Source organism: Hymenobacter glacialis (assembly GCF_001816165.1).
Taxonomy (GTDB): Bacteria; Bacteroidota; Bacteroidia; order Cytophagales; family Hymenobacteraceae; genus Hymenobacter; species Hymenobacter glacialis.
Genome location: NZ_MDZC01000014.1, coordinates 26,893 through 52,382, shown reverse-complemented (window position 1 = coordinate 52,382; position 25,490 = coordinate 26,893). Strand labels below are relative to the sequence as shown.

Sequence of the window (25,490 nt, the reverse complement as noted above, 5' to 3'; positions counted from 1 at the left end):
GCAGATGACAGTGGCGCGCGGTGTGAGTGTGGTGGCCAAGGTGAACGTGCCCGGCTTTTGCACCCACTACGGCTGCCACGCGGTGACCAACACCCCAGGCCATGCCCGTGCGCCACTTCCTGACCATGTAGGAGGCGGTGCAGTTCCTGAACGACGTGGGCGTGGAGGCCGTGCTGGTACCCGTGCACACCCCCGTGCTACACTAGCCGAATATTGGGTGGCAGCCAACGATTTGGACGCCGCCTTTGTTAATACCCGGGACGTCGTTGGCGGCCCCGGTTGCGGACCGTACCTTTGCCGAACAGCTCCTTAAAGGGTGCGGCCGCTTTTCACTCGGCGCCTCGTCAGGCACTATTTGCTATTATGCCCAATATTATTTCCACCGACATCTGCATCGTCGGGGCCGGCCCGGTCGGCTTATTCGCCGTTTTCGAAGCCGGTTTGCTTAAGCTTCGCTGCCACGTAGTAGATGCCCTGCCCCAGCCCGGTGGCCAGCTCTCCGAAATCTACCCCAAGAAGCCGATTTACGACATCCCGGGCTTTCCTGAAATTCTGGCTGGCGACCTGGTCGACAACCTCATGAAGCAGATTGAGCCCTTCCACCCCACCTTCACGCTGGGCGAGCGGGTGGAGCGGTTTGCCAAGCTCGACGACGGTTCGTTTCAGCTCTACACCACCGACGGCACCGAAATTCACTGCAAGGCCGTGGCCATTGCCGGCGGCCTGGGCTCGTTTGAGCCGCGCAAGCCGGCCGTGGAAAACCTCGAGCAGTTTGAGGGCGGCAAAGGCGTGCACTACATGGTGCGCGACCCCGAGTATTTCCGCGACCAGAAAATCGTCATCGCCGGTGGCGGCGACTCCGCCCTGGACTGGACCAATTTCCTGGCCAACGTAGCCGCCGATGTGACCCTGGTGCACCGCGGCACTACGTTCCGCGGCGCCGCCGACTCGGCCGAGAAAGTGAAGACCCTGGCCGACGCCGGCAAAATAAAGCTGGTGCTGAGCTCCAACGTGACGCACCTGCACGGCAACGGCAAGCTGGCCGAAGTGACCATCACCGGCAACGACGGCACCGCCGAAACCGTGCCGCTCGACCACTTCATTCCCTTGTTCGGCCTCACGCCCAAGCTCGGCCCCATTGGCGAGTGGGGCCTGGAGCTCACCGATGATGCCATTGTGGTGGACACCCTGGACTACAGCACCTCCCTGCCCGGCGTGTACGCCATCGGCGACATCAACACCTATCCCGGCAAGCTGAAGCTCATTCTCTGCGGTTTCCACGAGGCCGCGCTCATGTGCCAGGGCGCGTTCAAATACATTTACCCCGACAAAAAGTACACCCTCAAGTACACGACGGTGAACGGGGCACCCTCTATGTAAATTAAGAATTATGAATTAAAAATTCAAAAAGGCTTCCACGCCACCCCAATTTTTAATTCATAATTTTTAATTCATAATTCAATTCATGGAAGAAGACATTCGCATCTACGTTGAGGAAGCTCCGGGCCAACGCACGGAGTTAATCGGACCTACCGACATGGGCCTGAGCCTGATGGAGCTGCTCAAAGCCAGCGGCTACAACATCATGGCCACCTGCGGCGGCATGGCGCTGTGCGCCACCTGCCACGTAGAAGTATTGGCCGGCCCCGCCCTGCCGGAGCCCGGCGACGACGAGCTCGACATGCTGGAAACCCTGCCCGTGGTGCACCTGGGCAGCCGCCTGAGCTGCCAGATTCGCCTCACTCCCCGCACCGACGGGCTGGTGGTGCGCCTGGCGCCCGGCGCGTAGCCGCACCAGCCACCGCGGTGCCCAATCCAGCTGCCGGCAGGTGCAGCACCCAACACCCCAACCAAAAGCCCCCAACTTCAGGAAGTTGGGGGCTTTTGGTTGGGGTGCAGCGAAACGCAGGTTATTTGCGCTGGCTGATACCAGGTGCAACCGACGCTTCTTCCGGCGCTGGGGCCGTGGTCGTAGCCGTAGCAGCATTGGGGGCAAAGTTGAAAATCTCCAGCACCACGCGCCAGCCGTCCACGGCCTCGCGGCGCCAGATGCGCAGGTATGTGCCGTTCTCTTCGGGGCGCTTGGCGGTGCCGGGGCGGCGCATGTTACCCACCACGTAGCCCAGGTCGCCGGCCGCAGCCAGGTACCCATCCACAACCGTAAACAGGTAGCCGCCGTCCATATTTTTCATATTGGCTGAAGCTGCGGCGCCAAGCATCATGCTCAGGCCGGGGCGGTACAGGCGGGCCTCGGAGCTCAGGTATTGCTGGTAAGTAGCGCCGGGCTTGAGTAGCTCGGCGGCGGCGAACTTGCGGTCAACTTCAAGCACAATGTTCGAGGGGGCCGTGCTGGGCACGGCGGCGGCCGGCAGCAGGCGCGGCTGCGGCACGCTGGCGGTTTTGGCCTGGGCCACCCCCACGCGCTCAACGCCCATATCCACCACCACTTTCAGCGTGCCGTCGGGCTGCTTGCGCCACACGGTCACGTATTCGCCAGTAGTTTGCGGCTTGTCGTTTTGGAAGGAAGTCCACGGGCCGGTGGTGTAGCCCAGGTCGCCGGTTTGGGCGGCATCAGCCAGCACGGGGTACCAGGCGAGGGTCTTGCCGGGCTGGGCAGGGCGGCTTTTCCACCCCTCCTGGGCATTGGCCCACTTGCCCTGCTCGGTCACCAGTGCCGTGGGGGCGCTGTGGGCCAGAAACGCGGCCTGCGTGTTGGTCTTAGCAGCCATGGCGATAAAGGCCGTTTCGGCAGCCACCACGGCATTGTGCGCTGACTGCGCCTGTGACGCAACGGGTAATGCGAGGGCAAGCGCCAGCCCAATAGTCAATTGATTCTTCATAGGATACAAGTGTAGCAGTTTCTCTATAACGAAGATACGATTTCCGGGATAATCACAATTTCGACTTGCCTCAGGTTTGCGCATCCTTGCCGTTCTTGCGCCCGCATTGCAGCGGCAGGGCCGCTTTTTTCTCATTCTGGCATCCGCTTATTCTTGATTTTATGAAACTAGCCGAACTCCTGGCCCGCGCCCGCCGCATCCGTTTAGTGCTCACCGACTGCGACGGCGTGCTCACCGACGGCGGCGTGTATTATTCCGAGCGCGGGGAGGAAATGAAACGCTTCCACATCCGCGACGGCATGGGCGTGGTCCGGCTGCGCGAGTGCGGCATTGCCACGGGCATTGTCACGGGCGAAGTGTCGCCGTCGGTGCGCACCCGGGCGGCCAAGCTGCAAATTGAGGAACTACACCTGGGCATAAAAGACAAGCCCGCCTGCCTGGCCGAAATTCTGGCGCGCACCGGCCTGCGGGCCGAGGAAGTGGCCTTTATCGGCGACGATACCAACGACGTGGAAATCCTGCGCCTCGTGGGCCTCTCCGCCTGCCCCGGCGATGCCACGTCGTTTGCCCGCGCCGAAGCCGATTTGCACTGCCAGACGGCCGGCGGCCACGGGTGCTTCCGCGAATTGGCCGAATTCATTATTGCCGCGCAGGGCCGCGAGGGCGTAAACCAACCACACGCAAAATAGCAATGCGCTAAACCTGCGTAGCCCAAACATCAAACCACCCCCACTTCACCTCACTCTGGCAGCAGCCCCTGGCGCGCGGCCAGCCGAATGAGCGCCGCCGTGTTCTTGGCCTGGGTTTTGGCGATGATGTTCTGGCGGTGGGTTTCGATGGTGCGCTTGCTGGTGAAGAGCTTGGCGGCTATCTCGGCATTGGTGAGGCCCTCGCCCACAAGGCCCAGTACTTCCATTTCGCGCTTGCTCAGGCCCAGGGCCGAGCGCACGGCGTCGCTCGAAGCGGGGCTTTCGGCATAGAAATGCCCTACCAGGGCCAGCCCAATGGCGGTGCACAAAAAAGGCCGCCCCGCAGCCACGGTGGCCAAGCCGTGCCGCAGCTCCATGGGCAGGGCATTGGCCAGCAGGTAGCCGTGGGCGCCCAGGTCGAAGGCGCGGCTCACGTAGTGCTCGTTGGCCTGGTCGCCCCGGGCCAGCACGCGCACCTGCGGGTACTGCCGCCGCAGCGACGGCAGCAGCGCGAAAGCGTCGGGGCCGGGCAGGTTCAAATCCAGCAGCACAACGGTGGGCGCCGCAGTGGCCAGCAGCGCCAGCAACTCATCGCCGGTACCGGCCTCCCCTACTATCTCCAGGCCGGGCGCCGTGGCCAGCCGAAGGCGCAGTTCCTCGCGGGAGGCCGTGTGGCCGTCGGTGAGTAGTAGGCGAATCATACGCGAGTAGACAGTGCAGCTAAACCAAAGATTTCAATTTCTCGAAATACTTGCCGAAAAACTAATTTTTACCACGTCGAAAGTACAGGGCATGCCCCCCCTGCGTCGGGACCACGCCCATAAAAGCCGTATTAATACCAATAAAACCCGGACCATAAAGGGCGCTTCTCGTACAAATACGTAGTCTTTTTTTTTGCGTATACGCCACACCCCCGGCCCCGTGATTTCTACCCAACTTTGCATTTCCTTTTCCCTTGGCTATGATTCGCATTCTGCTTGCTGACGACCACACCATTCTGCGCGATGGCATCAGGGCCCTGCTTTTGGCCGATGCCGACCTGGAAGTGGTGGGGGAAGCTGGCAACGGTGCCGAGGTCCTGTCGCTGCTCGAAACGACCCCTGCCGATGTGGTGCTGATGGACGTGCAGATGCCGGTGCTCGACGGGTTTGCTACCGTGCCGGAGGTGCGCCGTCGCTTTCCGGAGGTGCGGGTGCTGGTGCTCACCATGCTCGACCACGAAAACTACGTGACGCGCATGTTTGAAGCCGGGGCCGCAGGCTACGTGCTGAAGAATGCGGCCATCAGCGAAATCACCTTCGCCATCCGCACGGTAGCGGCAGGCAGTCCGTTTTTGTGCACTGAAATCGGGCTGAGCATGCTCTCCAAAGCCGTTTCGCACGCGCCGGGCACGCCGCCCGTTACTACCGACGGCGTGGCCACGGCCGACCTCACGGCCCGCGAGCTGGAAGTCCTCAAGCTCATCGCCGAAGGCCTTACCAACGGCGAAATATCCGATAAGCTCTTCACCAGCAAGCGCACCATCGAAACCCACCGCCAGAACATCATCGCCAAAACCCAGGCCAAGAACACGGCGGCACTCATTAAGCTGGCCGTAAGCCGGGGACTGATTACGTAAGGGGTTAAGTGTTGAGTGCTGTTTTGCTAATTCAACATTCAACATTTAACCCTGAACCCTCAAAACTTATCTAAAGCAGTCCGCCTATGGCGCTGATGCTTAGGGCCACAATGGCAGTATTGAACCCGAAGGAGATAATGGCGTGGAGCAGCGCCGTGCGCCGCTGCCGCCGGCCGGGAATGGTGACGTCTGCGGTCTGGGCGGCCATGCCGATGGTGAAGGCGAAATAAGCGAAGTCGAGGTAGTCGGGTTCGGGGTCGTTGCCGGGAAATTCAAGGCCGCCGGTGTCGCCGCCGTGCTGTTCGTCGCTGTCGTAGTAAATGTGGGCGTAGTGCAGCGTGAACACCGTGTGCACCAGCAGCCACGACTCCAGCACGGCCGCCACACTCAGGGCCACGTGCTGCACGAAGGCGCGCGCGGCAAGTTATCGAGAGTGCCCAGCAGGGCCACCACGCCCAGCAGACTGGCCACGGCTGCCACCAGCACAAAGACGAAGGCCAGCACCCGGCCGAGGTCTTCGCTGTTGGCCACTTTGCGAATGGTGGCCGCATCGGCGGTGAACACGGCCGCCGCGATGAGCAGCAAGGTGGTGCCCGCGTACACGTCCCATATCGCCACCCAGCGGCTGGTGGTGTCTATTCCGGCTGGGGCTATGGTCCAGGCCACGGCCCCCAGTGCCAGGCCAGTCAGCAGCCGGTATTTCGCCGTGATGGAGCCCAGCCGGTGAGCCAAGCGAAAAAAAGCGGAGCGAGACGGGTTCACGGGGCGCAATATACGGGGCCGCCCGACGGCGACAATCCGGCTTTGTTGCTTTTCCCTGCGTTTCCTTTGCAGCTCCGGCATTCGCTTCATTTGCCGCCCTGTTTGTATGAACGCAGCTCCTCTTTCCGGCCTCTACGCCCCATCGCTGGCCCTCGTCACCGATTTGTATCAGCTCACCATGGCCTACGGCTACTGGCAGCAGGGCATGCAGGACCGGGAGGCCGTGTTTCATCTGTACTTCCGCAAAGCGCCGTTCGCGGGCGGCTACGCGGTAGCGGCAGGGTTGGCGCTGGCCGTGGACTGGGTTGAAAACCTGCAATTTTCGGACGACGACCTGGCGTACCTCGGCAGCCTAAGCGGCAGCAAGGGCACCGCGCTGTTTCCCGCTGATTTTCTGGAATACCTGCGCCAGCTGAAGTTCACCTGCGACATCGACGCTGTGCCCGAGGGCACCGTGGTGTTTGGCAACGAGCCCATGCTGCGCGTGCGCGGGCCGCTGCTGCAGGCCCAACTACTGGAAACGGCGCTGCTCACGCTCATCAATTTCCAGACCCTGATTGCCACCAAAGCCGCCCGCATCCGGGAAGCGGCCGGGCCCGGCGACCAGGTGCTGGAATTTGGTCTGCGCCGGGCGCAGGGCTTCGATGGTGGCTTGGGGGCCAGCCGAGCGGCTTATCTAGGCGGGGCCGATGCCACCAGCAACGTGCTGGCCGGGCAGCGCTACGGCATTCCGGTGCGCGGCACGCACGCCCACAGTTGGGTGCAGGCGTTTGGCGATGAAACGCAGGCGTTTTCGGCCTACGCCCAGGCTTTTCCCGACGACTCGGTGTTTTTGGTGGATACCTACGACACCATTGAGGGCGTGCGCCAGGCCATCAAAGTGGCCCGCGAGATGCGCGCCAACGGCCACGAGCTGGCCGGCATCCGGCTCGATTCGGGCGACTTGGCCTATTTGAGCCGGGAGGCGCGGGCGGTGCTGGACGAAGCCGGATTTACGGCAACGCGCATCGTGGCCAGCAACGATTTGGAGGAGAACCTCATCACCAGCCTCAAGCAGCAGGGGGCCCGCATCGACACCTGGGGCGTGGGCACGCAGCTGGTAACAGCTTACAACCAAGCAGCGCTCGGGGGCGTGTACAAGCTGGCCGCCCTGCGCAAAGCCGACGATTCGGGTTGGGATTACACCATCAAGCTCTCGGAGCAGGTGGCCAAAACCAGCATTCCCGGCATTCTGCAGGTGCGCCGCTACCTCAATGAGTACGGCAAGCCCCGCGCCGACATGCTCTACAACACCGCCGAGCCCCTCCCCGACCAGCTCACCCTCATCGACCCGGCCGACAACACCCGCCGCCTGCTCATCAAGCCCGAAACCAAGTTCCGCGAGTTGCTGGAGCCCGTATTCCGCCAGGGCCAGCGCGTGCTAGACCTCCCCACCCTGGCCGAAAGCCGCGCCCACGCCCAGCGCGAAGTGCAAAGCCTGGACCCCAGCATCCGCCGCTTCCTCAACCCGCACGTGTACCCCGTGGGCCTGGAAATGAGCCTGTACGACTACCGCACGCAGCTTATTCTGGAGAAGCGCCCGGTGCGCGGGGCGTAGCTGTGCAATAGGGTTACCAATTCGACTTGTATTTTATCAATTGGTATGTTTTGCTCTTATCCTATGACTCATCGGCTTCGCCTCTGTATTGGAGTATTTCTGCTTGGCTTATCAGGTTGCGACTACTATGATTCACGGCTTAGAATAATAAACGAAAGCAGTTCGGCAATTTGCATCGAGTCTTATAAAGACACCATTCCTAAAGACCACAAGACCAACCATCCAGAATTTTATTTAGGCCATCAAATTCTACCAGGCGACACATCAGCCCAAACGATACCAGGAAAAGACGCCTGGATAATTGAAATCCAGACTAATAGAAACAGAAGATTAAACCTATTTATCTATAAAATTGATACTGTACGCAAGTACCATGACATGGCATTAATAAACAAAAAGCGTTTATTTAAACAGATTAGCTTAACTCAGGAACAATTGGAGATAAATAATTGGACAGTGAAAATATCTGATAAATGAGACGTCATGCTGAGCGGAGCAGAAGCATCTCTACCGCACAGCTAATTAAATTTAGTGTTGCAGTAGAGATGCTTCGGCTCCGCTCAGCATGACGTTCTTTTTATGGCAATCGTACTCTAACTGTACCGCAGTTCCCCGCGCCCACGCGCATCGTCACGCCGCTCTCGGCCGTGAGGTGACCAGCCACTTGCGCCGCGTAGCCGTTGCCTTGCAGCGAGGCCACGACAGCAGCGGCCGAAGCTTCTTCCGTGACCAGGAGCATGCCGGTGCCCATGTTCCAGTAGAGGTAAGCGGTTTCGGAGCTGATATCGCCAATTTCGCAGAGGCGCTGCATGGCGGGCAGGGGCGCGAAGAGGTTATCCAGCACCGCGCCGAGGTTGTTTTTGAGGATGCGCTGGAAGTTGTCGGCCACGCCGCCGCCGGTGATGTGAGCGGCGCCGTGCAGGGGCAGGCCGGCATCGAGCAGGGCCGCCACGCCAGGCGAGTAGATGAGCGAGGGCGCCAGCATGGCATCGCCCCAGGTGGCGTACTGGTCGGCGTCGGTGCCGTCGTAGGGGGCTTCGTGCCAGTTGTCACCGAATACTTTTTGCAGGGTTTTACGGGCCAGGGAGTAGCCGTTGGAGCGGAACGAGGGCGACTGAATGGCCACCACGGCCATACCGGCCCGGGCGGTGTGCCCGCTCAGGGGCCGCTCCAGACTGGGGTGCAGGCTGCCGATGGCCGTGGAGCACCAGTTGAAGTTCATGGCCGCGCCCGGCCAGCCGCCGATGCGGTTGCCGAGCTCCGCAATTTCGCCGCCGGTGATGGCCAGCTGGGCGAAGTTGCAGGCGTCGTGCAGGCCGCGCATCATCTGGTCTACCACGTCGTAGTCGAGGTGGTTCACGTCGATGATGTTGGAGAGGTTGGTGGGTACGAAACCGGCCACGATGAGGTCGTCGGCGGTCATGGCCACCAGGTCGAAGCCCAGGGTGTCGTAGCGGCCCACGCGCTCGGCCACTTCGATTTTGGTGCCAATGCCGTCGGAGCTGATGCCGAGGCGGGCGTTGCCGAAGCGGATTTCGTTGGCAAAGCCGCCGTCGAGGTCCTGGGCGGCTTCACCGGGCTTGCCGGCGCGGTTCTGGAACGTCTTTTTGGCCCAGTTGTAGGCGTTGCGCGAGGCGGCGTTGCCTTCTTCGATGGAGTAGCCGGCGGGGTTTTCGGAGGATGCGGACATGATACTGGAACGACAACTCCCCTCCTCAGATGAGGAGGGGATGTTTCAGCTTCAGCTGAAACGGGGGTGGTTGAATTCGTTGAACGAAGCCGGAACGAGGCAAGTGAGACAACGGCCCCTAACGGCGCGGACGGTTTCAACCACCCCAGCGTCCGCTTCGCGGCCACATCCCCTCCTCATCTGAGGAGGGGAGTTGACGTCCTTCTTGCCTCAGGAAGCGACTAATGCTCCGTTGGCTCGGGCGCTTTGGCGCTTACCGACAGGTTCTTCTTGCCTTTTTCGGGGCGGTGGCTGGCGCGCTCTTCCTGCACGTGGCGCAGGTAGTGGGTCACGTCGCCGGTGGGGTACTTGCCCGAGAAACAGGCGAAGCAGCTGCCGCCGTGGCCTTTCTCTTCGGCAAAAAGCTCCTGCAAATCTTCCAAATCCTGGTAGATGACTTTATCGGCTTCAATGTAGCGGCAGATTTCGTCCTCCGTGTAGTTGGCCGCAATCAGCTCGGTGCTCATGGCCATATCGATGCCGTAGATGCAGGGCGACACGATGGGCGGCGCGCTGGAAATAAAGTACACCTCGGTGGCGCCGGCGTCGCGCAGCAGCCGCACGATGCGGCGCGAGGTGGTGCCCCGCACAATGCTGTCGTCCACGACGGCGATTTTCTTGCCCTGCACAAACTCGCGGATGGGGTTGAGCTTCTTCTTCACCACGTCCTCGCGCCCGGCCTGCGTGGCCACAATGAAGGAACGGCCCATGTGGTTGTTCTTCACCAGCGCGCGGCGGTAGGGCACGCCAATGGCCTCGGCCAGCCCGGAAGCGGCAAAGTAGCCGGAGCTGGGCACGTCAATCACCATGTCCGGCTTCAGGCCGGCATCGGCCACTTTGCGGGCCAGGCGCTTGCCCAGCCGCACCCGCTCGCGGGCCACCAGCCGGCCGTGAATAATGGAGTCTTCGCGGGCAAAGTAAATCTGCTCAAAAGCGCAGAAATTCTTGGGCAGCTCGTAAGGATTTTTGTAGTGAACCTGGTAATTGTTATCAATGAATACGGCCTGACCCGGCCCCACATTTTCAACAAATTCAAAGCCCAGGAAATCGAAGCAAGTGCTCTCCGACGCAAAGGCGTACACGGGCCCGCCCGGCGTGTCGCGGCGGCCCAGCACCAGCGGCCGGATGGCCAGCGGGTCGGTGAAGGCCAGCAGGCCGTGCCCGGCAATGAGCGTGATGGTGGCATAAGCGCCCTCCACCAGCTCCTGGGTGGTTTCCACGGCATCGAAAATGTCGACCACGGAGAGGTGGTCGAGGTCTTTCACGCGCAGCTCCGAAGCGAAGGTGTACATGATGAGTTCGAGGTCGTTGGTGGTTTTGGGCAGCACGTGGTACTTGTCGTGCAGGCGCTTGGCCACGTCGCGGAAGTTGATGACGTTGCCGTTGTGCACCATCGCCAGCCCAAAGGGGTAGCTGGTGGTGAAGGGCTGGGCCAGGTCAGAATCGTTGGCGCCCTGCGTGGTGTAGCGCACGTGGCCGATGCCGCTGTTGCCCTTCAGCTTCTTCAGGTGCTTGGGCTTGAACACGTCGTTTACCAGGCCCTGCCCCTTATGCAGGTGAAACGAGGTGCCGTCGAAGGTGGCGATGCCGGCCGCGTCCTGCCCCCGGTGCTGCAGCGCCGTGAGGCCCACCACCATGTCGGCAACCACGTCATCGGGGCCATGAAAACCTACTATTCCACACATATCTTTTCTGATTACTGATTTAGAGAAGAACGTCATGCTGAGCCTGCCGAAGCATCTCTACTGCGCAACTAATCCTATAAATTGATTTACAATTGAGGCAGAGATGCTTCGGCAGGCTCAGCATGACGTTCTGGTGGTATTGGTTTTGATTAATTCCGCCAAAGCTTTGGCGTACAATTCGTGCTCCACGGCAAGGCCGCGGCGCTCCACTTCGGCCAGCGTGGTGGCCCCGCGCAGGTCCACGGGCTGCTGAGCCAGAATGGGCCCGGTGTCAAGGCCCTCATCCACCAGGTGAACGGTAATTTTGGTCGCCGGCAGCTTGTTATCGAAGGCCCATTCGTAGGCGTGCAGGCCCTGGTGCTGGTGCGTATCGGCGGGGTGAATATTGAGAATACGGCCCGCAAACGGCTGAATGAAGGCCGGCGACAGGATGCGCATGTAGCCCGCCAGCACCACCAAGTCGGGCTGGTACTGCTGGAGCAGCGCCGCAGCTTCCGCATCAAACGTTTCGCGTTTGCGGCCCTGGCTGGGCAGCGAGGCTACCGGGCAGCCCTGCGCGGCGGCCAGCGCCAAGCCAGGCGCATCGGGCTTGTTGCTGAACACCACGACCACTTCGGCCAAATCCTGCAGCACACCGATTTTGGTGGCTTCCAGCAACGACAGCATATTGGAACCGCGGCCCGAGAGCAAGATGGCCAAGCGGGCTTTATTGGGCCGTTCGCCGTGCAACCTCAGCCCCTGCCCCTCTCCAGAAGAGAGGGGAGCCGGACGAATTTGCTCTTGGGAAGTGGGGCTGTTCATATACTGGTTTTCAGCTTCAATTTACAACGCCAGCGGTTAGGACTGGCGCTGGGCAATGTCGGTGCGGAAGTAAGCGTCCTGGAACGTGACCTGACCGCAGGCCTCGTAGGCCCGGGCCGTGGCCGATTCCAGGTCGTGGCCGTGGGCAGTGAGCACGAGCACCCGGCCGCCGTTGGTCACCAGCTCTCCGGCCTCATTGTGCTTGGTAGCGCCGTGGTAGGCGCGTACGTCGTTGGGCAGGTTGTCGAGGCCGGTAATGGGGAAGCCGGTGGAAAATTTGGGGGTCGGGTAGCCGCCCGAGGCCAGCACCACGCCCACAAACGCGCCGGGCCGCTGCACCACGCCCTGCCGCGACAGCGTCCCGTTGAGCGTGCCCTCAATCAAATCGAGCAGGCTACTTTCCAGAGCGGGTAGCAGGACTTCGGCTTCGGGGTCGCCGAGGCGCACGTTGTATTCGAGCAGCTTGGGGCCGGTGGGCGTGAGCATGACGCCGAAGTAGAGGAAGCCGCGGAACTCGAACTGCTCGTGCTGGATACCGCCGAGGGTGGGGTCTACGATGTCGCGCCGGATGGCGGCCAGCACGTTGTCGTCGGCGAAGGGCACGGGGCAATACGCGCCCATGCCGCCGGTGTTGGGCCCCTGGTCGCCGGCCAGCAGCTGCTTGTGGTCCTGCGAGGTAGCCAACAAACGGATAACGTGGCCATCCGTGATACCGATGATGCTGATTTCGGGACCGGTCAGCTTCTCTTCGAGCAGGAAGGAAAACCAACCCGAATAGCTCGTTTGCAAATCATCAAACGCTGCTTCCGCTTCTTCCGGCGACGAACACACGTACACGCCTTTGCCGGCGGCCAGGCCGTCGTATTTCACCACCACATGCCCGCCCAGCTCGGCCGCTTTGGCGCGGGCGTCAGCAATATTGTCGCTCCGAAACGGCCAGGCCTGCGCCGTAGCCACGCCGTGGCGGCGCATGAATTCCTTGCTCCATATTTTGGAGCTTTCCAGCCGCGCCGCCGAGCGGGTCGGGCCGAAAACCTGGATATCGGAACCAGCAAAAAAGTCGGTGATGCCAGCCGCCAGCGGCGCTTCCGGCCCCACCACAATCAGCTTGGCATCGTGGGCCTGCGCAAAGGCTTTCACCGCCTCAAAATCCAGCGGGTCGAAACCTAATTGGCTATTCGGAATGCCGGCATTGCCGGGCAGCACGTGCACCGTGGCCCCGTCGCGGGTCAGCTTTTCGGCTAGGGCGTGCTCGCGCGCGCCGGAGCCGAGGAGGAGAAGGGTTTTGTTGTTATTCATGTAGCTAACCCCACCCCCGGCCCCTCCCCGGTGGGGAGGGGAGCCAGATGGATTCGGGCTTAAGTGAATCAAAGTCCCTCCCCACCGGGGAGAGGTTGGGGTGGGGTTACAGTGTTTTAAACTCCTCGTCGGCTGCTCGCAGCTTGGCTTTGGTGGCGAGCATGTCCTTGTTCAGCCGCTCGCGCAGACGGGGCAGGTTCAGGGCGCGCAGGGCTCCCTGGGCGGCGTTGTCGGGGCGAACTACTGTCAGGCTGGGCGTGCCGCTGGGCATGATAACTGAGGAGTTCAGGTTCAGGGCCAGCTCGGCGTAGTCCTTATAGGGCGGGCACGAAATCACGGGCACGTTCACATTGGCGGCCAAGGCACCGCCCAGGCCGTTGTTCAGGCCGGCCACGGCGATAATGACGCCGGGCTCGATGCTGTTGTTCCAGATTTCGGCCATGCCGGCAATGGCTTCGCCGTTTTGGTGGGCCGAGGCCACGCGTAGCTGCGTGAACACGCCGTAGCCGTCGAACTGCCGGCGGATTTCCTCGCAGTACTCCTTGTCGGCGGGCGAGTCCATCACAATGCTCACCCAGGCGTCCTGAATCAGGCCGGCCTGCACGAGGTTGGCCAGCAGGCGGGCGCGGGTGTCCTGGCGGCCGGTGTGGGGCGCGTCGGCGGCTTCCGTTTCGGCCGTGGGCAGCGGCTGGCCCACAATGCGCTTGTAGATGTCGAGGTAGCGGCGGCTGGCTTCCTGGGCCACCTCCGGGGTGAGGGCGCGGGGGTACTGGCCGTCTTTTTTGTTGGCGATGAGCCACTGCCGCACGTACTCCTTGTCCATCTGCTCGGCCGTTTCGGGGTTCCGGGCGTAGTCCTCGGCGGCCCAGAAACGCGAAGAATCCGGCGTGTGCATCTCGTCGATGAGAATCAGCTTGCCGTTGAGCAGGCCAAACTCATATTTGGTGTCTACCAGAATGATGCCCTTCCCGGCCAGCAACTGCGAGCCCACGGCAAACAGCATTTGGGCCTTCACGGCCATCTGGTCGTACAGTTCTTTGGTAACCCAGCCCTCGCTCACCAGGCTTTCGGGCGTGATTTCACGGTCCGACTCCTCCTTGGTGGTTGGCGTCACAATGGCCTGCGGGAAAGGCTGGTTTTTGGTGAGTCCGTCCGGCACCGTCACGCCCGAAAACGTGCGCTGGCCCTCCTGATAGCCGCGCCACATGGACCCCGTGAGGTACTGACGCACAATCATTTCCACCTTAATGGGCTCGGCCTCCTTCACCAGCATGGCGTTGGCATCCACCAGCTTAATGACGTGGTTGGGGATGATGTGAGCCGTCTTTTCAAACCAGAAGCTCGCCAAGCCGTTCAGCACGGCACCTTTGTGCGGAATAGCGGTTTCCAGCACCGAATCGAACGCGGAGAGGCGGTCCGTCACGATGATGAGCCGGTCGCCGGAAGGTGCGCGCAGGCTGTCGCGCACCTTGCCGCGGTGCAGCAGAGCAAGCTGGGGAGAAGCAAATTGAGTGAGCGTGTTCATTAGCGACTCGTAAGGAGACTAGTTTTGGGTGGCAAATTCCGCGGCAGAAGCTGCAGCGGTACGGGTGTCGGTAATGTGCTCCACAATGTTCTTAAAAATCTGCAGGCCCTCGCCTTCCTCACTCGCCTCCGGATTCAGCCGGCGGCGGCGGGCCCAGTCGGGGTGGTTGTAGGCCGACAGAAACGCTTCGGGGTGCGGCATCAGCCCAAACACCTGGCCGGTGGGGTCGGTGAGGCCGGCACAATTCAGCGCGGCGCCGTTGGGGTTGAAGGGGTAAATGTCGGTGCCGTCGCCGCTGGCGTCGAGGTAGCTCAGGCAGTTGAAGCCGCCTTCTTCGATGCGCTGCTGAATGGCAGCGTCGGAAATCACGAGGCGGCCTTCGCCGTGGCGCACGGGCACTTCCAGCGTGTCGATGCCTTTGAGGAAGGGCGTGTTGGCCTTGGCGTTCACCCGCAGCGTCACCCACCGGTCTTCGTAGCGGCCGCTGGCGTTGTGCGTCAGGGTCACTTCGGGGGTCACGTCGCCGCTCAGGTTGGGCAGCAGGCCCAGCTTCACCAGCACCTGGAAGCCGTTGCAGATGCCCAGCACAAACTTGCCGTCGGCGATGAATTGCTTGATGTCGTCGAGCAGCGTGCGGCCGCCAGCGCCGGTCTGGCGGTAGCGCAGCTTATTAGCCAGCACCACGCCCGAGCCCAGGTCGTCGCCGAAGCTGAAGCCGCCGGGGAAGTTCAGGGTATCAAAATCGTGGATGCTCACCTGCCCGTGCAGCACCTGGTTGAGGTGCACAATGGTGGGCTCGGCGCCGGCCATGCGGTAGGCGGCGGCAAATTCCTCTTCGCAGTTGATGCCAAAGCCCGTCAGAATCAGCGCCCGCACCGCACCCGCCGAAGCCGGCACATTGGTTTGTGCCTCCGATTGAACTTTATATGCTGCCTGCGCGGCTTCTTGTACCATTTCAAAAGTCTTTTGGGCCAATGGAATTGAATTTTGTGCCACTATAGCGAATTGGAGTGGCTGAGGTTCTGTTTCGACACCACGCCCAGCAGCCGGTTTACGGGGCCATTGGTCCACACGCTGCGCAGCACGTCCGTATCGGCCGAAATCACCTCGCGGCCGCCGTGGCGCACCACCAGGCGCACGTCCTTGGTCACGGTACCCAGGCGCGTGGCCCGGCTGCCGAGAAGTGCTTCAAAGGCCACCACATCTTCCGGCGCCACCGTGGCCAGGAAGCGCGAGTGCGACTCCGAAAACAGCTGCGCCGGCAACGCCAAGCCCGTATCGGGCAGGTCAATGCTGGCGCCGCAGTTGTAGCCAAACGTGCATTCGGCCAGCGCCACGGCCAGGCCGCCATCGCTCAGGTCGTGGCAGGACTGAATCAGGTGCTGGTCGTTGGCCTGGCCCACCAGGGTGTACAGGGCCTTGGCTTTTTTGAAATCAACCTTGGGCACGTTGGCCCCCAGTTCGCCGTGCAGGGCGTAGTATTCGGAGCCGCCCAGCTCGTCGTGGGTTTCGCCCAGCAGGTACACCACGTCGTCGGGCTGCTTGAAGTCGGAGGTGATGGCCCGGCGCACGTCCTCCATTTTGGCGGTCATGGAGTAGAGCACGGTGGGGGGTACCGAAATCTTCACGCCATCGGCCTTGAAGTCGTTTTTCATCGAGTCCTTGCCGCTAGTGAGCGGGATGCAGTAGGCCGCCGTGGCGTCGCGCAGGGCTTCGCACATGCGCACCAGCTTGGCCAGTTTCTGCTTGCCATCGGGGTTGCCGATGGGGTCGTACACCGAATCGGGCACGCAGAAGTTGTCGTTTACCGACCAGAAAATATTGTCGCCGTGGCTCAGGTTCGGGAGCTTCCCTCCTACCGCGATAATCTGGCGCACGGCTTCGTCGAACGCGCCCGCCGACATGTGGTAGGCGTCTAGGTCGCCAAAGCGCGGCAAGATGCCGTTGCTCACGGCCACGCCTTCCCAGCTCTCAAAATTGAAGCGCACCACGGCCGCGTCCTGCGGGGCCTGGCCCGTGGCGCCCATCAGCGGCTTCACAATGGTGCGGCCCTTCACCTCGTGGTCGTACTGGCGGATAACCGACTCGCGCGAGCAGATATTGAGCGAACCCAGCAGCTGGCCGAGGGTGGCGGTGTAGTTGGTAGCAGGCGCAATAGCCGGCTCAACCAGCGTGGGCCGCGTCCATTCTGCCTCCAGCACCTTGCGCGGCACGCCCTCGTGCAGGAAGTGCATATCCAGCCGCGCTACCGGCGTGCCATCGAAACGCACGTCCAGGAATCCATCGGCCGTGAAATGACCGATGTCGGTCAGCTCCACTTCCATTTCCTGGCCCAGCGCCATGATGTCGGCCATTTTACCGGGCTCCACCACCAGCGTAAACCGCTCCTGCGACTCGCTCACAAAAATCTCCCAGGGCCGCAGGCCGGGGTACTTCAGCGGTACTTTTTCCAGCTCTACTACCGCACCGCCCGAAATACCGGCCAGCTCGCCTACCGACGACGACAGGCCGCCCGCGCCGTTGTCGGTGCTGCACTTCAGCAGGCCGCGGCGGGCCGCCAGCATCAGGAAATCCATCGCCAGCTTCTGGGTGATGGGCGAGCCGATTTGCACGGCCGTGGCGGGTGCGGTTTCGTCCAGCTCAATGCTCGAAAAAGTCGCACCGTGAATGCCATCCTTGCCCACCCGGCCCCCAGCCATGATGATGCGGTCGCCGGCATCAATGTTCTTTTCCCACGAGTCTTTACCCGCGAATTGCATGGGCATCACGGCACCGGTGCCGCAGTACACCAGCGGCTTGCCGGCGTACCGGTCGTCGAACACAATGGCGCCGTTCACGGTGGGCACGCCCGACTTGTTGCCGCCATCCTCAATGCCCTTGCGCACACCTTCCAGAATGCGACGCGGGTGCAGCTGCCCGGTCAGCAGCGGCCCGTCGTACTCGGGGTTGCCGAAGCACAGCACGTTGGTATTGAACAGCAGCCGCGCGCCGCCGATGCCGGTGGCCAGTGGGTCGCGGTTGTTGCCCAGAATGCCCGTGATGGCCCCGCCATACGGGTCAATGGCGCTGGGCGAGTTGTGCGTTTCCACTTTCCACACAAACAGCGAATCGGCGTTGATGCGCACGGCGCCGGCGTTGTCCGAAAACACCTTCACCAGCCAGTCGTTGCCGTTGGCGCGCAGCTGGCGGTCTACTTCCGAAGTGGCGTCCTTGATGTAGGTTTTGAAGAGGGAATCGACCTGCTTTTCCTCCCCCGTTTCCAGGTCCTTGTAGTTGATGAGGGCCGAAAACTCCTTGTGCTTGCAGTGCTCCGACCACGTTTGGGCAATGATTTCCAACTCGCAATCGGTGGGGTCGGTGGGCAGGCCGGCAGCCTGGCGCTCGGCCCGCGTGTCGGCGGCGGCGAAATGGTCGCGCACGGCCTGCATTTCCTCCAGGTTCAGCGCGTAGATGTTCTCCTTCGAAAGCTGCACCAGTTCCGCATCGCTCAGGCCGGTCAGCGAAATAACTTCGGTAATGGCCTCGGCCCCACCGCCGGGGCGCGGCGTGTAGTCCCGAATGCCATCGGCTACGCGGCCCACCTCCAGCCAGTTGATGAGCTTGTTGCCGAGCAGCTCCTCCGCAATGCGGCGCAGGTCGGTTTCCGGCAGGTCGTTTTCGAGCAGGTAGAGGCGCTTGCTGAAGATGTGCTGGGTGTGCGTATCCAGCGGCTCGTTCAGCAGGTCAGCCAAGGCATTTTGGGCCGAGGTGCCTTCGTCGTCGGTCACGCCGGGGCGGCGGGCCACCAGAATGTAGGTGGCGAAGCCTGCGGGGGCAGTCAGCTCATTCAGGCGCACGTCGTGCATCACCGGGTCGGCGAGGCAGCGGGTGGCAAAGTCCTGCACCTGGGTTTCGCTCAGCGGATAGCGCACGGTGTAGAGCGCGGCGCTGCGCACGTTGCCGGTGGCCAGGCCCAGGTGGCGGGCGGCGGCTTCGGCCACGCGCTGGCCGTCGCCGTCGTGCTGGCCGGGTTTCAGCGTGAGTTGGATGGTGTGGGTGGTGGTGGGGGTGTTATCGGACATTGAGAAATCAGAACGTCAGGGGGAAACTGTCATGCTGAGCGAAGCCGAAGCATCTCGCTTGTGGCATTAAATCAATCGTTTTAGCATTATCTGGTTAGTGGTTGCAAGCGAGATGCTTCGGCTTCGCTCAGCATGACGTCCTTTTCCAATAACAAAAAATCAAAACGCTTTTTCCGGCCGACTGCCGGGCTTTACCACTGGTACGCCGGCGCGCACAGCGGGCAATTCTCAGGGGCAAAGGTCGCAGCCTGCACTGAAAGGAGCGCGAAATGCGGGAAATCAAGTCCGCCATTGCCCCCCGTGCGGTCTATCAGCGAAGCCACGGCCAGCACTTCGGCGCCCATGGCGCGCAACACTTTGGCTACTTCCAAGGTGCTTTTGCCCGTGGTCACCACGTCTTCGGCAATGATGATTTTCTCGCCGGGCTCAATCGTGAAACCGCGCCGCAGGGTCATTTGCCCATCGGCGTCGCGCTCCGTAAAAATACCGGGCACGCCCAATTGGCGGGCCAGCTCGTAGCCTATCACCACACCGCCCATGGCGGGGCCAACTACCGAATCGGGCTGCAGGCCGGCGGCCTTAATCTGGCCGGCCAGCGCGGCGGCGGCGGGCGCAGCCAGTTCTGGCCGGCACAGGAAGCGGGCGCACTGCACGTACGTATCGGAGTGCAGGCCCGACGACAGCCGGAAGTGCCCGCGCAACAGGGCGTCTTCCTGCCGCAGCTGCTGCTCCACCCGCTCGGCATCGAGGGCAAGGGGCAAATTTGTGGTTGAAGTGGTTAGGGTCATTTGGTTGCAAAAAATCTAATACGCAAAAAGCCGCGGTAAAGCGGCTTTTTGGTTATTCAGACTGAGGGCTCGTTACCACCCGGTGTTGGTTAATTTCTTCTTGTAGCTGGCGAGCCGCAGCGCCGGCGTCTTTTGCCTGCCAGATGCCCCGCGAGGAGTTTATAAGCAGGCCGCTACCGTCGGTGCGCAAGCCAGCCCGCAATGTGGCCGACAGGTCGCCGCCCTGCGCCCCAATGCCCGGCACCAGGAACCACTGCTCCGGGCACGAGGCCCGCAGCTTGGCTACCGTTTCGGGCTCCGTAGCCCCCACCACTAAGCCCACAGTGGACTCGGTGAGCTCCTCGTCCATGAGCTTGGCCAGGCGGGCGGCCCAGTCGCTGATGGAGCCACCGCGCGTCATGGCAGCATCCTGCAGGCCGTGCACGGGCTTGTTGGAGGTTTTGGCAAGGGAAAAAACGATTTTGCCGGGCCGGCCAAAGGGCCGGATGGTGTCGTCGCCCATGTAGGGGTTCACGGTCACGCCATCGGCGCCCACGATGTCGTAGGCGAAGCGCGCGTACTGCTCGGCGGTGTTGGCAATGTCGCCAAACTTGCCGTCCAGAATCACGGGAATATCATCGGGGATGCTTTGTACTGTTTGCTGGAGCAGGGCCACTCCGTTTTCACGGCTCAGAAAGAACGCCAAGTTGGGTTTGAAAGCGGCCGCGTAAGCTGCGGTTTCGGCTACCACTTCGCGCAGCCGCTGGGCCACGGTAGCGTCGTCGCCGGTGGGGTCGAGGCCCACGCACAGCAGGGAGTTGGCAGTTTGAACGCGGTTGAGGAGCTTTTGCATCGGAAAGGGCGGGAAGTTTGGATGGAAAAGAAGTACGAATCAGGCTAGCGGGCAATGGGTGCTTTGTGGGCTACTTCCGAAGCCAGCCGCGCCGATAGGCCCGGCGACAACCATTCGCCGCTGGCCACCTGCACGGCCTGGGCGCCCACCCGGAGGTAGTCTTCCACGTCGCGCAAGGTAAAAATACCACCCGTTCCAAAAATAGGAAGCTGCAGCTTCTCGTCATTCGCCAGCTCCCACACGCAGCGCAGGGACAACGGCCGCAACGCCTCGCCCGATAGCCCCCCCACCAGCGGCGCGGCGTTGGGATTGGCAGGCAGGTGCAGCACTTTCAGGGTATTGGTGGCGGCCAGCGCGGTGGCGCCGCCCTCCTGCGCGCCCAGGGCCAGGCCCCGGATGTGGTCGGGCCACGGCGGCAGCTTCACAATCACGGCCGCGTCGTCGCGCAATTCGGTGCGCACGGCTTCGGTGGCTTCGCGCACGTAGCGGGCCGTGATGTCGGGGCCCGCGCCAGAATGCGGGGCCGTGATGTACACTTCCACGCCGGCCAGCTGCTCGCCGGCCTCGCGCTGCAGGTAGCGCGCAATCTTGCGGAAGCCCGGCACGCCGGGCGCTGTGATGCTCACAAACACCGGCACGCCGAAGCGGCACAGGCGCGGCAGGTGCTCGTGCACCAGCAGCTCGGCTCCTTCAATGCGCAGGTCGGTGCGGTTGAGCAGGGTTTGGTCGGCTACCTGCAGAATGCCTTCGTCGCCGGGCAGGCCGGCGCGGGGCTCCATGGTCACCGTTTTGGTGAAGATGGCGCCCAGCTGCTCGTAGCCGGTGCCGTCCAGCTCCCAGGGAGCGGTGGCCAGGCATACCGAATTTTGTAACGTAATGGCGCCGAGTTTCATAGTCTTCAGTTGTTCGTTGCTCGTGGTTAGTTGTCAGGCCGTGTGACAGCGCGGTCAACCGGGAAATTCCGCTTCCTGAAGTTAGCACAGCGGGGAAACAATTGCTGGTTGTCAGTGGCCAGCCGCGAGCCGGGCAAGGCCCAACCCATTCGCTACCAACTGACAACCAGCAACTCCTAAATACAATTCAGATAACGCTGTCGCTTTTGTGTGGACGTCAAAAGAGGGTTATTTATTGAGACAGGGCTGGGCAAGCCAACCCGATTGGACATAAAAAAAACCGTTTCGAATCACGAAACGGTAGCGGGGCAACAACCAAAAAAAACGGAATCAAAATCGGCAAAACCGACAGCGGCCAACACCTTCTGGTCTCGTTGCGGGGCTGTGTTCAGCGTTCCGCACTTCATCAAATGGTGATTGGGTTGAAGCACGATGCAAAATTACGAAATCATTTTGCCGGACGAATCCCCTAGCTATGCTGCGTTTTTATTACGTTTTTTTTCGATTTTTTTTCGCTTCTCATTTTCTGCGAATTAACCGAGATAGCCGGGATTTAGAATGGGTATCGTGCTGTCAATCTTTTTATAACAATTTTTTGCGTTTGCACTTCATTTGGGTAAAGCCGTAACTTTGACCTCTTTATTCCGCTCCTGAAGCCTCCGTAGCTTCTGGCTGCACAAAAAAGCCCGTGGTACTCAGCTGAGTACCACGGGCTTTTTTGTGCAGCGCGGGCTTTTACGGCCCCGGCGCCACTCAAGAAGTCGGGCCGGTATCGGTGCGGGCTTCGATGACGTCCTGCACGGCCGTAGACACGGCCGACATGATGTTGTAGCCCGTGGCTGCTTCGATGGAATTGACCGTGCAGCGGTAGGTGCCCCAGTCCGTATTGATGGTGTTGGAGTTGGGCATGTTTACGGCGATGATGCGGGTGCTGGTGCTTACGCGGCCGGCATCGCTGCTTCCTTCGGGCAGCACCACCACAACTTTCCAGGTGCGGTTGGGCACGGTCACGCGGCCCGCATCAATGGTGGTGGCGTAGCCATTGGTGCCATCGCCGCCCTTACCATAGCTACCGCAAATAATGTAGAGCTCGTAGCCCTGGCCCACTAGGGTGCGGCAATAGTTTTCCAGGCTGGCCCAGCTCCGTTGGTTGTTGTTGGGGGCTTGGGGTATCATGTTGGACATGAGGAACGTGGCCGAGTTGTCGGTAACGGAACCGGTGCGGTCGGCGCTGGGGGTCTGGTGGCCGCGGTCAAAGCCCGAGCCCGAGTAGCTGCTGCCGCCCACGCGGTACCAGCCGCTTGGCAGCGTAGCATCGGCGCGGAAATCGTCCTGGCGCGGGGTGCTGCCCAGCCAAGCGCTGCTCAGGTGCCAGCTCACCCAGTTGGGCGTGCCCCGGTCGCGGTGGTAGGACATAGCATACTGCGACTTGGATAGCAGGTAGTTGTAGTAGTACGTGGTATTGGTGGTGGCACCGCTGGGGTTGCCCATGGCCAGGTGGCTGTCGCGGGTAGCATCTTGGGCCACTACAGCGGCAGTGGGTCCGGCTTCGGGAGTCATCTCCTGTTTCGAACACGAAGTGGCCAACGCCACGAGCAGCGCCAGGCTACTAATTCTGATACAAGTAAGCTTCATAGGTGAGCGAAACAGGAAAATGATGAGGTGAATGGTGGCAGCGAAGGTGTCCGGCAGGAGCTTCGCTAACCCTGCCACAATGTTACGCGCAGAAAGAGACGCCGGCAATGAGGCAACCTATAACATTATGTGCTTTTTACACAACCCTATAGCACTATAAGCGCTGGCTTTACTTTGGCGTAATAAATTCGTACAGGTCCATTTTTGGGTGTTGGCAATACCAGGTGGGCCGGCATAAAAAGCCCCGCTGGAAGTACCAGCGGGGCCCTGTGGTTGCCGAAAAGAGAGGTGCTTTAGCGGCTCTCTACCGCGAGGCGTTGCGTGGATAGCACTTGCCCGCTCGCGCCGCGCAGCACCACGTAGTACATGCCGGGGGCCAACGTGGCAGGCAGCACCAGGCGGGTTGCCCCGGCTTCGGTTACCGGCATCCGGCTTACCAGCCGGCCGAGCGGCGAGTAGGTCTGCACGGTGCTGCCGGCGGGCAGGTCCTGCAGGCGAATCATCACGGAACGCACGTCGGAGGTAGGGTTGGGGTACACTTGCAGCCGCGATGTGCTGCTGCGCTGGTCTACCACTACCGAAACAACGGGTGAGAAGGCCTGCTTGCCGTCTACATCTACCTGCCGCAAGCGGTAGTAGAGCACGGCTACGCCCTGGGAAGCGGCTTCCTCGTCGCGCAGCGTATAAGTCTGGGCACGGCTGCTGTTGCCCACCGACTGCACCTGCCCAATGGCCTGGAAGCCGGCATTACTGCCCGTGGACCGCTCCACTACAAAGTGGCTGCTGTTTTTTTCGGAGGCGGTGGCCCAGTTGAGGGTGGCAGCACCGTTGGCCCAGCGGCCGGTGAAGGCCGAAAGTTCCACGGGCAGCGGGGCCGCAAACGAGAGCAGGGGCACGTCCTCGGCAAACCCGTAATACAGCCGTGTGTTGGATGAAACGGATGCGGCGCTGTTCACTTCCAGCGCGACGTACTGGAAGTCGCGCGTGGCCAGAAACGAAACCTTGAACTTGTCCGTCGAACCGGCCAGCAAGCTCACCGTGAGCAAGGCTGACCCGGTCTTGGTTTCGATGAGATTTTTGTCGGCGTCGTAGGTGAGCAGGGTCAGCCGTTGGAGTGCGGCCAGGTCGAGCAGCCCCGCACCCTGCTGAATGACCACGCCCACGCGGTTGCCCGCGCGGCCGGTGCCGTTAAGTTTCAGCCGCAGGCTGGCCTTGGCCGTTTCAGTAATAAGTCCCAGACCCGTGGTATTTAGCTGCGCGAAGTTCGTCAAGATGCCATCGGCGGCGTTCTCCGGGTCAACCACCCGCGAGAGCGTTACCACCAGACCTAAGAGCGAAATGGTTTGCGGGGCGCTGGCCAGGTATTGCTCGGGCGAGGTAGGGGCCGTAACATCAGTAAGCACGGGGTTCAAGCCCTCAAAAAATTGCGGCTGCAAGCCAAAACCGTAGTAAATGTTCAAATTGTCGACGGCGGTGAGCAGGCCCGTCCGCGAAATACCAACTTCGTCGAAGGGCAGGGTGGCTGGAAACGACACCTGGGCTTTGCCGCCCGGAAGCACGTCCAGTTCCAGCAGGCCGGTGCCAGTGCGGGACTCCTGCAGCGCACCGTTGCGGTAGGTACTCACCCGCAAGCCACTGAGCACGCCCGCATCGAGCAGCCCCGCCTGCCCCACCACAAACCCGGCGTAATGGCCGGCCGGAACGCCACTGGCCGGCACGCCCGCCAGTTTGGTGCGCAGCGAGGGCTGGCAGGCCACGGTGAGCACGCTGCGGAACGTGGCGAAGTTGGTCAGGTCAAAGTCCGCCACGCGCTCCGGATTATCCACATCGGTGAGCACACATGCCAGGCCCGTGTAGTCCCGGGTGTTGTACTCGGCGCTGGTGGGTGCGGCGAATTGCGACAGGTAACCCGCTGCCCGGGTTTGCACGCCCGGCAGCACCCCGTAGGCATAGTAGATGTTGGTGGTGTAGTTGACGCCGACCAATCCGCCAATTTCAATCTCCACAGCATCAAACGACTTGGACGACGAGAATTCCAACTGCGTGGGACGGTCAGTGGCCAGCAGAGAGGCACGCACCACGTCGGCGCGCACCACCTTTTCTTCGCGCAGCTCGGGCGTGGCCCCGCTCAGGTAGGTGCGCAGCGTAACGGTGCCCAGCGCGTTGAGACTGAGCAGGCCGCTGGCGTTGGCCAGCAGCACCCCGGCGCGGTAGCCGGCCGGCGCCACACCCGTGAGTTTCAGCCGCAGCCCCACGGGATTGCCCAACGTCAGGTTCGCGTCGGTCCGGAGGACAGCAAAGGTGCTGAAGTCACTATCCGAGGCGTTCAGGCCAGCCGTCACGTTTCCGCTGCCTGTCACTTGGGGCGAGGGCTGCGTAATTTGAAATACGTTGCTGCCCGTTGAATAATAGGCGGGCAAGGACTGGGCTGATGCCCGAGTGGCAAATGCACTGCCCAGCACCAAACAAAGAGCTGCTACAAGGGAGAGAACCCGGACCCGAGCCAGTAAGACGGAAGGAAGAGTAAATATTCGCATAGTAATCGATGAAAAATATTTAAGCAATTGGCACACTGTCTTTCACCTTCATGCAATTCGGCAGCCATGCGCTAGGACACTTCCTGTTGAGCTAACAGTCAATTACATAGTTATCAAGCAATATTTTAGCGGTGCTCCCATTACTGGAATTTGTTCTCAAACTGAGAAGCAAAAATTTTTTTGGTACTAATCCAAATGC

22 protein-coding genes are annotated in these 25,490 nt (G+C 61.5%); 6 read left to right on the top strand and 16 right to left on the bottom strand.

The window, feature by feature from the left end:
- Positions 1-372: 372 nt before the first annotated feature.
- Together BEN48_RS00850 and BEN48_RS00845 are read left to right on the top strand one after the other, a co-directional pair.
- Entirely contained in the window at positions 373-1,380 is a 1,008-nt protein-coding gene (locus BEN48_RS00850; protein ID WP_070732140.1) for an NAD(P)/FAD-dependent oxidoreductase, read from the top strand.
- Positions 1,381-1,465: 85 nt separating this feature from the next.
- Positions 1,466-1,789: a 2Fe-2S iron-sulfur cluster-binding protein gene (locus BEN48_RS00845; protein ID WP_070731997.1), complete on the top strand. Its 324-nt coding sequence runs from the start codon at positions 1,466-1,468 to the stop codon at positions 1,787-1,789.
- Positions 1,790-1,910: 121 nt separating this feature from the next.
- Here BEN48_RS00845 and BEN48_RS00840 read toward each other — a convergent pair whose 3' ends face one another.
- Positions 1,911-2,840 (bottom strand): nuclear transport factor 2 family protein, encoded by a 930-nt coding sequence (locus tag BEN48_RS00840; RefSeq protein WP_070731995.1) that lies wholly within the window; start codon positions 2,838-2,840, stop codon positions 1,911-1,913.
- A gap of 161 nt (positions 2,841-3,001) precedes the next feature.
- Here BEN48_RS00840 and BEN48_RS00835 point away from each other — a divergent pair, with 161 nt between their 5' ends.
- Complete coding sequence (locus tag BEN48_RS00835) at positions 3,002-3,529, top strand: KdsC family phosphatase (RefSeq protein WP_070731993.1); 528 nt, start codon at positions 3,002-3,004, stop codon at positions 3,527-3,529.
- A gap of 50 nt (positions 3,530-3,579) precedes the next feature.
- Here the strand turns inward: BEN48_RS00835 and BEN48_RS00830 are convergent, their stop codons facing one another.
- A complete protein-coding gene (locus BEN48_RS00830; RefSeq protein ID WP_070731991.1) occupies positions 3,580-4,230 on the bottom strand; it encodes a LuxR C-terminal-related transcriptional regulator in 651 nt (216 codons plus the stop codon).
- Positions 4,231-4,490: 260 nt separating this feature from the next.
- Between BEN48_RS00830 and BEN48_RS00825 the strand changes: the two genes are divergently transcribed.
- Positions 4,491-5,147: a response regulator gene (locus BEN48_RS00825; RefSeq protein WP_070731990.1), complete on the top strand. Its 657-nt coding sequence runs from the start codon at positions 4,491-4,493 to the stop codon at positions 5,145-5,147.
- 70 nt (positions 5,148-5,217) lie between these two features.
- Here the strand turns inward: BEN48_RS00825 and BEN48_RS19885 are convergent, their stop codons facing one another.
- Both BEN48_RS19885 and BEN48_RS19880 read right to left on the bottom strand, forming a co-directional pair.
- Positions 5,218-5,553, bottom strand: a complete 336-nt coding sequence (locus BEN48_RS19885; protein ID WP_083320630.1) for a DUF1345 domain-containing protein — start codon at positions 5,551-5,553, stop codon at positions 5,218-5,220.
- Positions 5,535-5,879: a DUF1345 domain-containing protein gene (locus BEN48_RS19880; protein WP_158010065.1), complete on the bottom strand. Its 345-nt coding sequence runs from the start codon at positions 5,877-5,879 to the stop codon at positions 5,535-5,537. Before BEN48_RS19880 ends, BEN48_RS19885 begins: the two co-directional genes overlap by 19 nt.
- 136 nt (positions 5,880-6,015) lie before the next feature.
- Between BEN48_RS19880 and BEN48_RS00815 the strand changes: the two genes are divergently transcribed.
- Positions 6,016-7,506, top strand: coding sequence for a nicotinate phosphoribosyltransferase (locus tag BEN48_RS00815; RefSeq protein WP_070731989.1), 1,491 nt, complete (start codon positions 6,016-6,018; stop codon positions 7,504-7,506).
- Positions 7,507-7,569: 63 nt separating this feature from the next.
- Complete coding sequence (locus tag BEN48_RS18495) at positions 7,570-7,983, top strand: hypothetical protein (RefSeq protein ID WP_125932407.1); 414 nt, start codon at positions 7,570-7,572, stop codon at positions 7,981-7,983.
- A gap of 100 nt (positions 7,984-8,083) precedes the next feature.
- Here BEN48_RS18495 and BEN48_RS00810 read toward each other — a convergent pair whose 3' ends face one another.
- From BEN48_RS00810 to BEN48_RS00755, 12 genes are all read right to left on the bottom strand, one after another.
- Positions 8,084-9,196 carry an AIR synthase-related protein gene (locus BEN48_RS00810; RefSeq protein WP_070731987.1) on the bottom strand — a complete coding sequence of 371 codons (1,113 nt, stop codon included), beginning with the start codon at positions 9,194-9,196 and terminating at the stop codon, positions 8,084-8,086.
- Between the two features lie 221 nt (positions 9,197-9,417).
- Positions 9,418-10,920 (bottom strand): amidophosphoribosyltransferase, encoded by a 1,503-nt coding sequence (gene purF / locus BEN48_RS00805; protein ID WP_070731985.1) that lies wholly within the window; start codon positions 10,918-10,920, stop codon positions 9,418-9,420.
- 117 nt (positions 10,921-11,037) lie between these two features.
- Positions 11,038-11,619 (bottom strand): phosphoribosylglycinamide formyltransferase, encoded by a 582-nt coding sequence (gene purN, locus BEN48_RS00800; protein ID WP_241502126.1) that lies wholly within the window; start codon positions 11,617-11,619, stop codon positions 11,038-11,040.
- Positions 11,620-11,757: 138 nt separating this feature from the next.
- Complete coding sequence (gene purD, locus BEN48_RS00795) at positions 11,758-13,020, bottom strand: phosphoribosylamine--glycine ligase (RefSeq protein WP_070731983.1); 1,263 nt, start codon at positions 13,018-13,020, stop codon at positions 11,758-11,760.
- A gap of 106 nt (positions 13,021-13,126) precedes the next feature.
- A complete protein-coding gene (locus tag BEN48_RS00790; RefSeq protein WP_070731981.1) occupies positions 13,127-14,545 on the bottom strand; it encodes a phosphoribosylaminoimidazolesuccinocarboxamide synthase in 1,419 nt (472 codons plus the stop codon).
- An 18-nt stretch (positions 14,546-14,563) separates the two neighbouring features.
- Positions 14,564-15,499 (bottom strand): phosphoribosylformylglycinamidine synthase subunit PurQ, encoded by a 936-nt coding sequence (locus BEN48_RS00785; RefSeq protein ID WP_083320644.1) that lies wholly within the window; start codon positions 15,497-15,499, stop codon positions 14,564-14,566.
- A gap of 41 nt (positions 15,500-15,540) precedes the next feature.
- Positions 15,541-18,606 (bottom strand): AIR synthase-related protein, encoded by a 3,066-nt coding sequence (locus BEN48_RS00780; RefSeq protein ID WP_070731980.1) that lies wholly within the window; start codon positions 18,604-18,606, stop codon positions 15,541-15,543.
- Between the two features lie 191 nt (positions 18,607-18,797).
- Positions 18,798-19,367, bottom strand: coding sequence for an orotate phosphoribosyltransferase (gene pyrE / locus BEN48_RS00775; protein ID WP_206599800.1), 570 nt, complete (start codon positions 19,365-19,367; stop codon positions 18,798-18,800).
- Between the two features lie 79 nt (positions 19,368-19,446).
- Positions 19,447-20,226, bottom strand: coding sequence for an orotidine-5'-phosphate decarboxylase (gene pyrF, locus BEN48_RS00770; RefSeq protein ID WP_070731978.1), 780 nt, complete (start codon positions 20,224-20,226; stop codon positions 19,447-19,449).
- Positions 20,227-20,270: 44 nt separating this feature from the next.
- On the bottom strand, positions 20,271-21,119 hold the full coding sequence (locus BEN48_RS00765; protein ID WP_070731976.1) for a dihydroorotate dehydrogenase: 849 nt from the start codon (positions 21,117-21,119) through the stop codon (positions 20,271-20,273).
- 753 nt (positions 21,120-21,872) lie between these two features.
- Positions 21,873-22,754: a DNA/RNA non-specific endonuclease gene (locus BEN48_RS00760; protein ID WP_070732134.1), complete on the bottom strand. Its 882-nt coding sequence runs from the start codon at positions 22,752-22,754 to the stop codon at positions 21,873-21,875.
- 293 nt (positions 22,755-23,047) lie between these two features.
- Positions 23,048-25,114: a T9SS type A sorting domain-containing protein gene (locus tag BEN48_RS00755; RefSeq protein WP_158010064.1), complete on the bottom strand. Its 2,067-nt coding sequence runs from the start codon at positions 25,112-25,114 to the stop codon at positions 23,048-23,050.
- Positions 25,115-25,490: the final 376 nt, after the last annotated feature.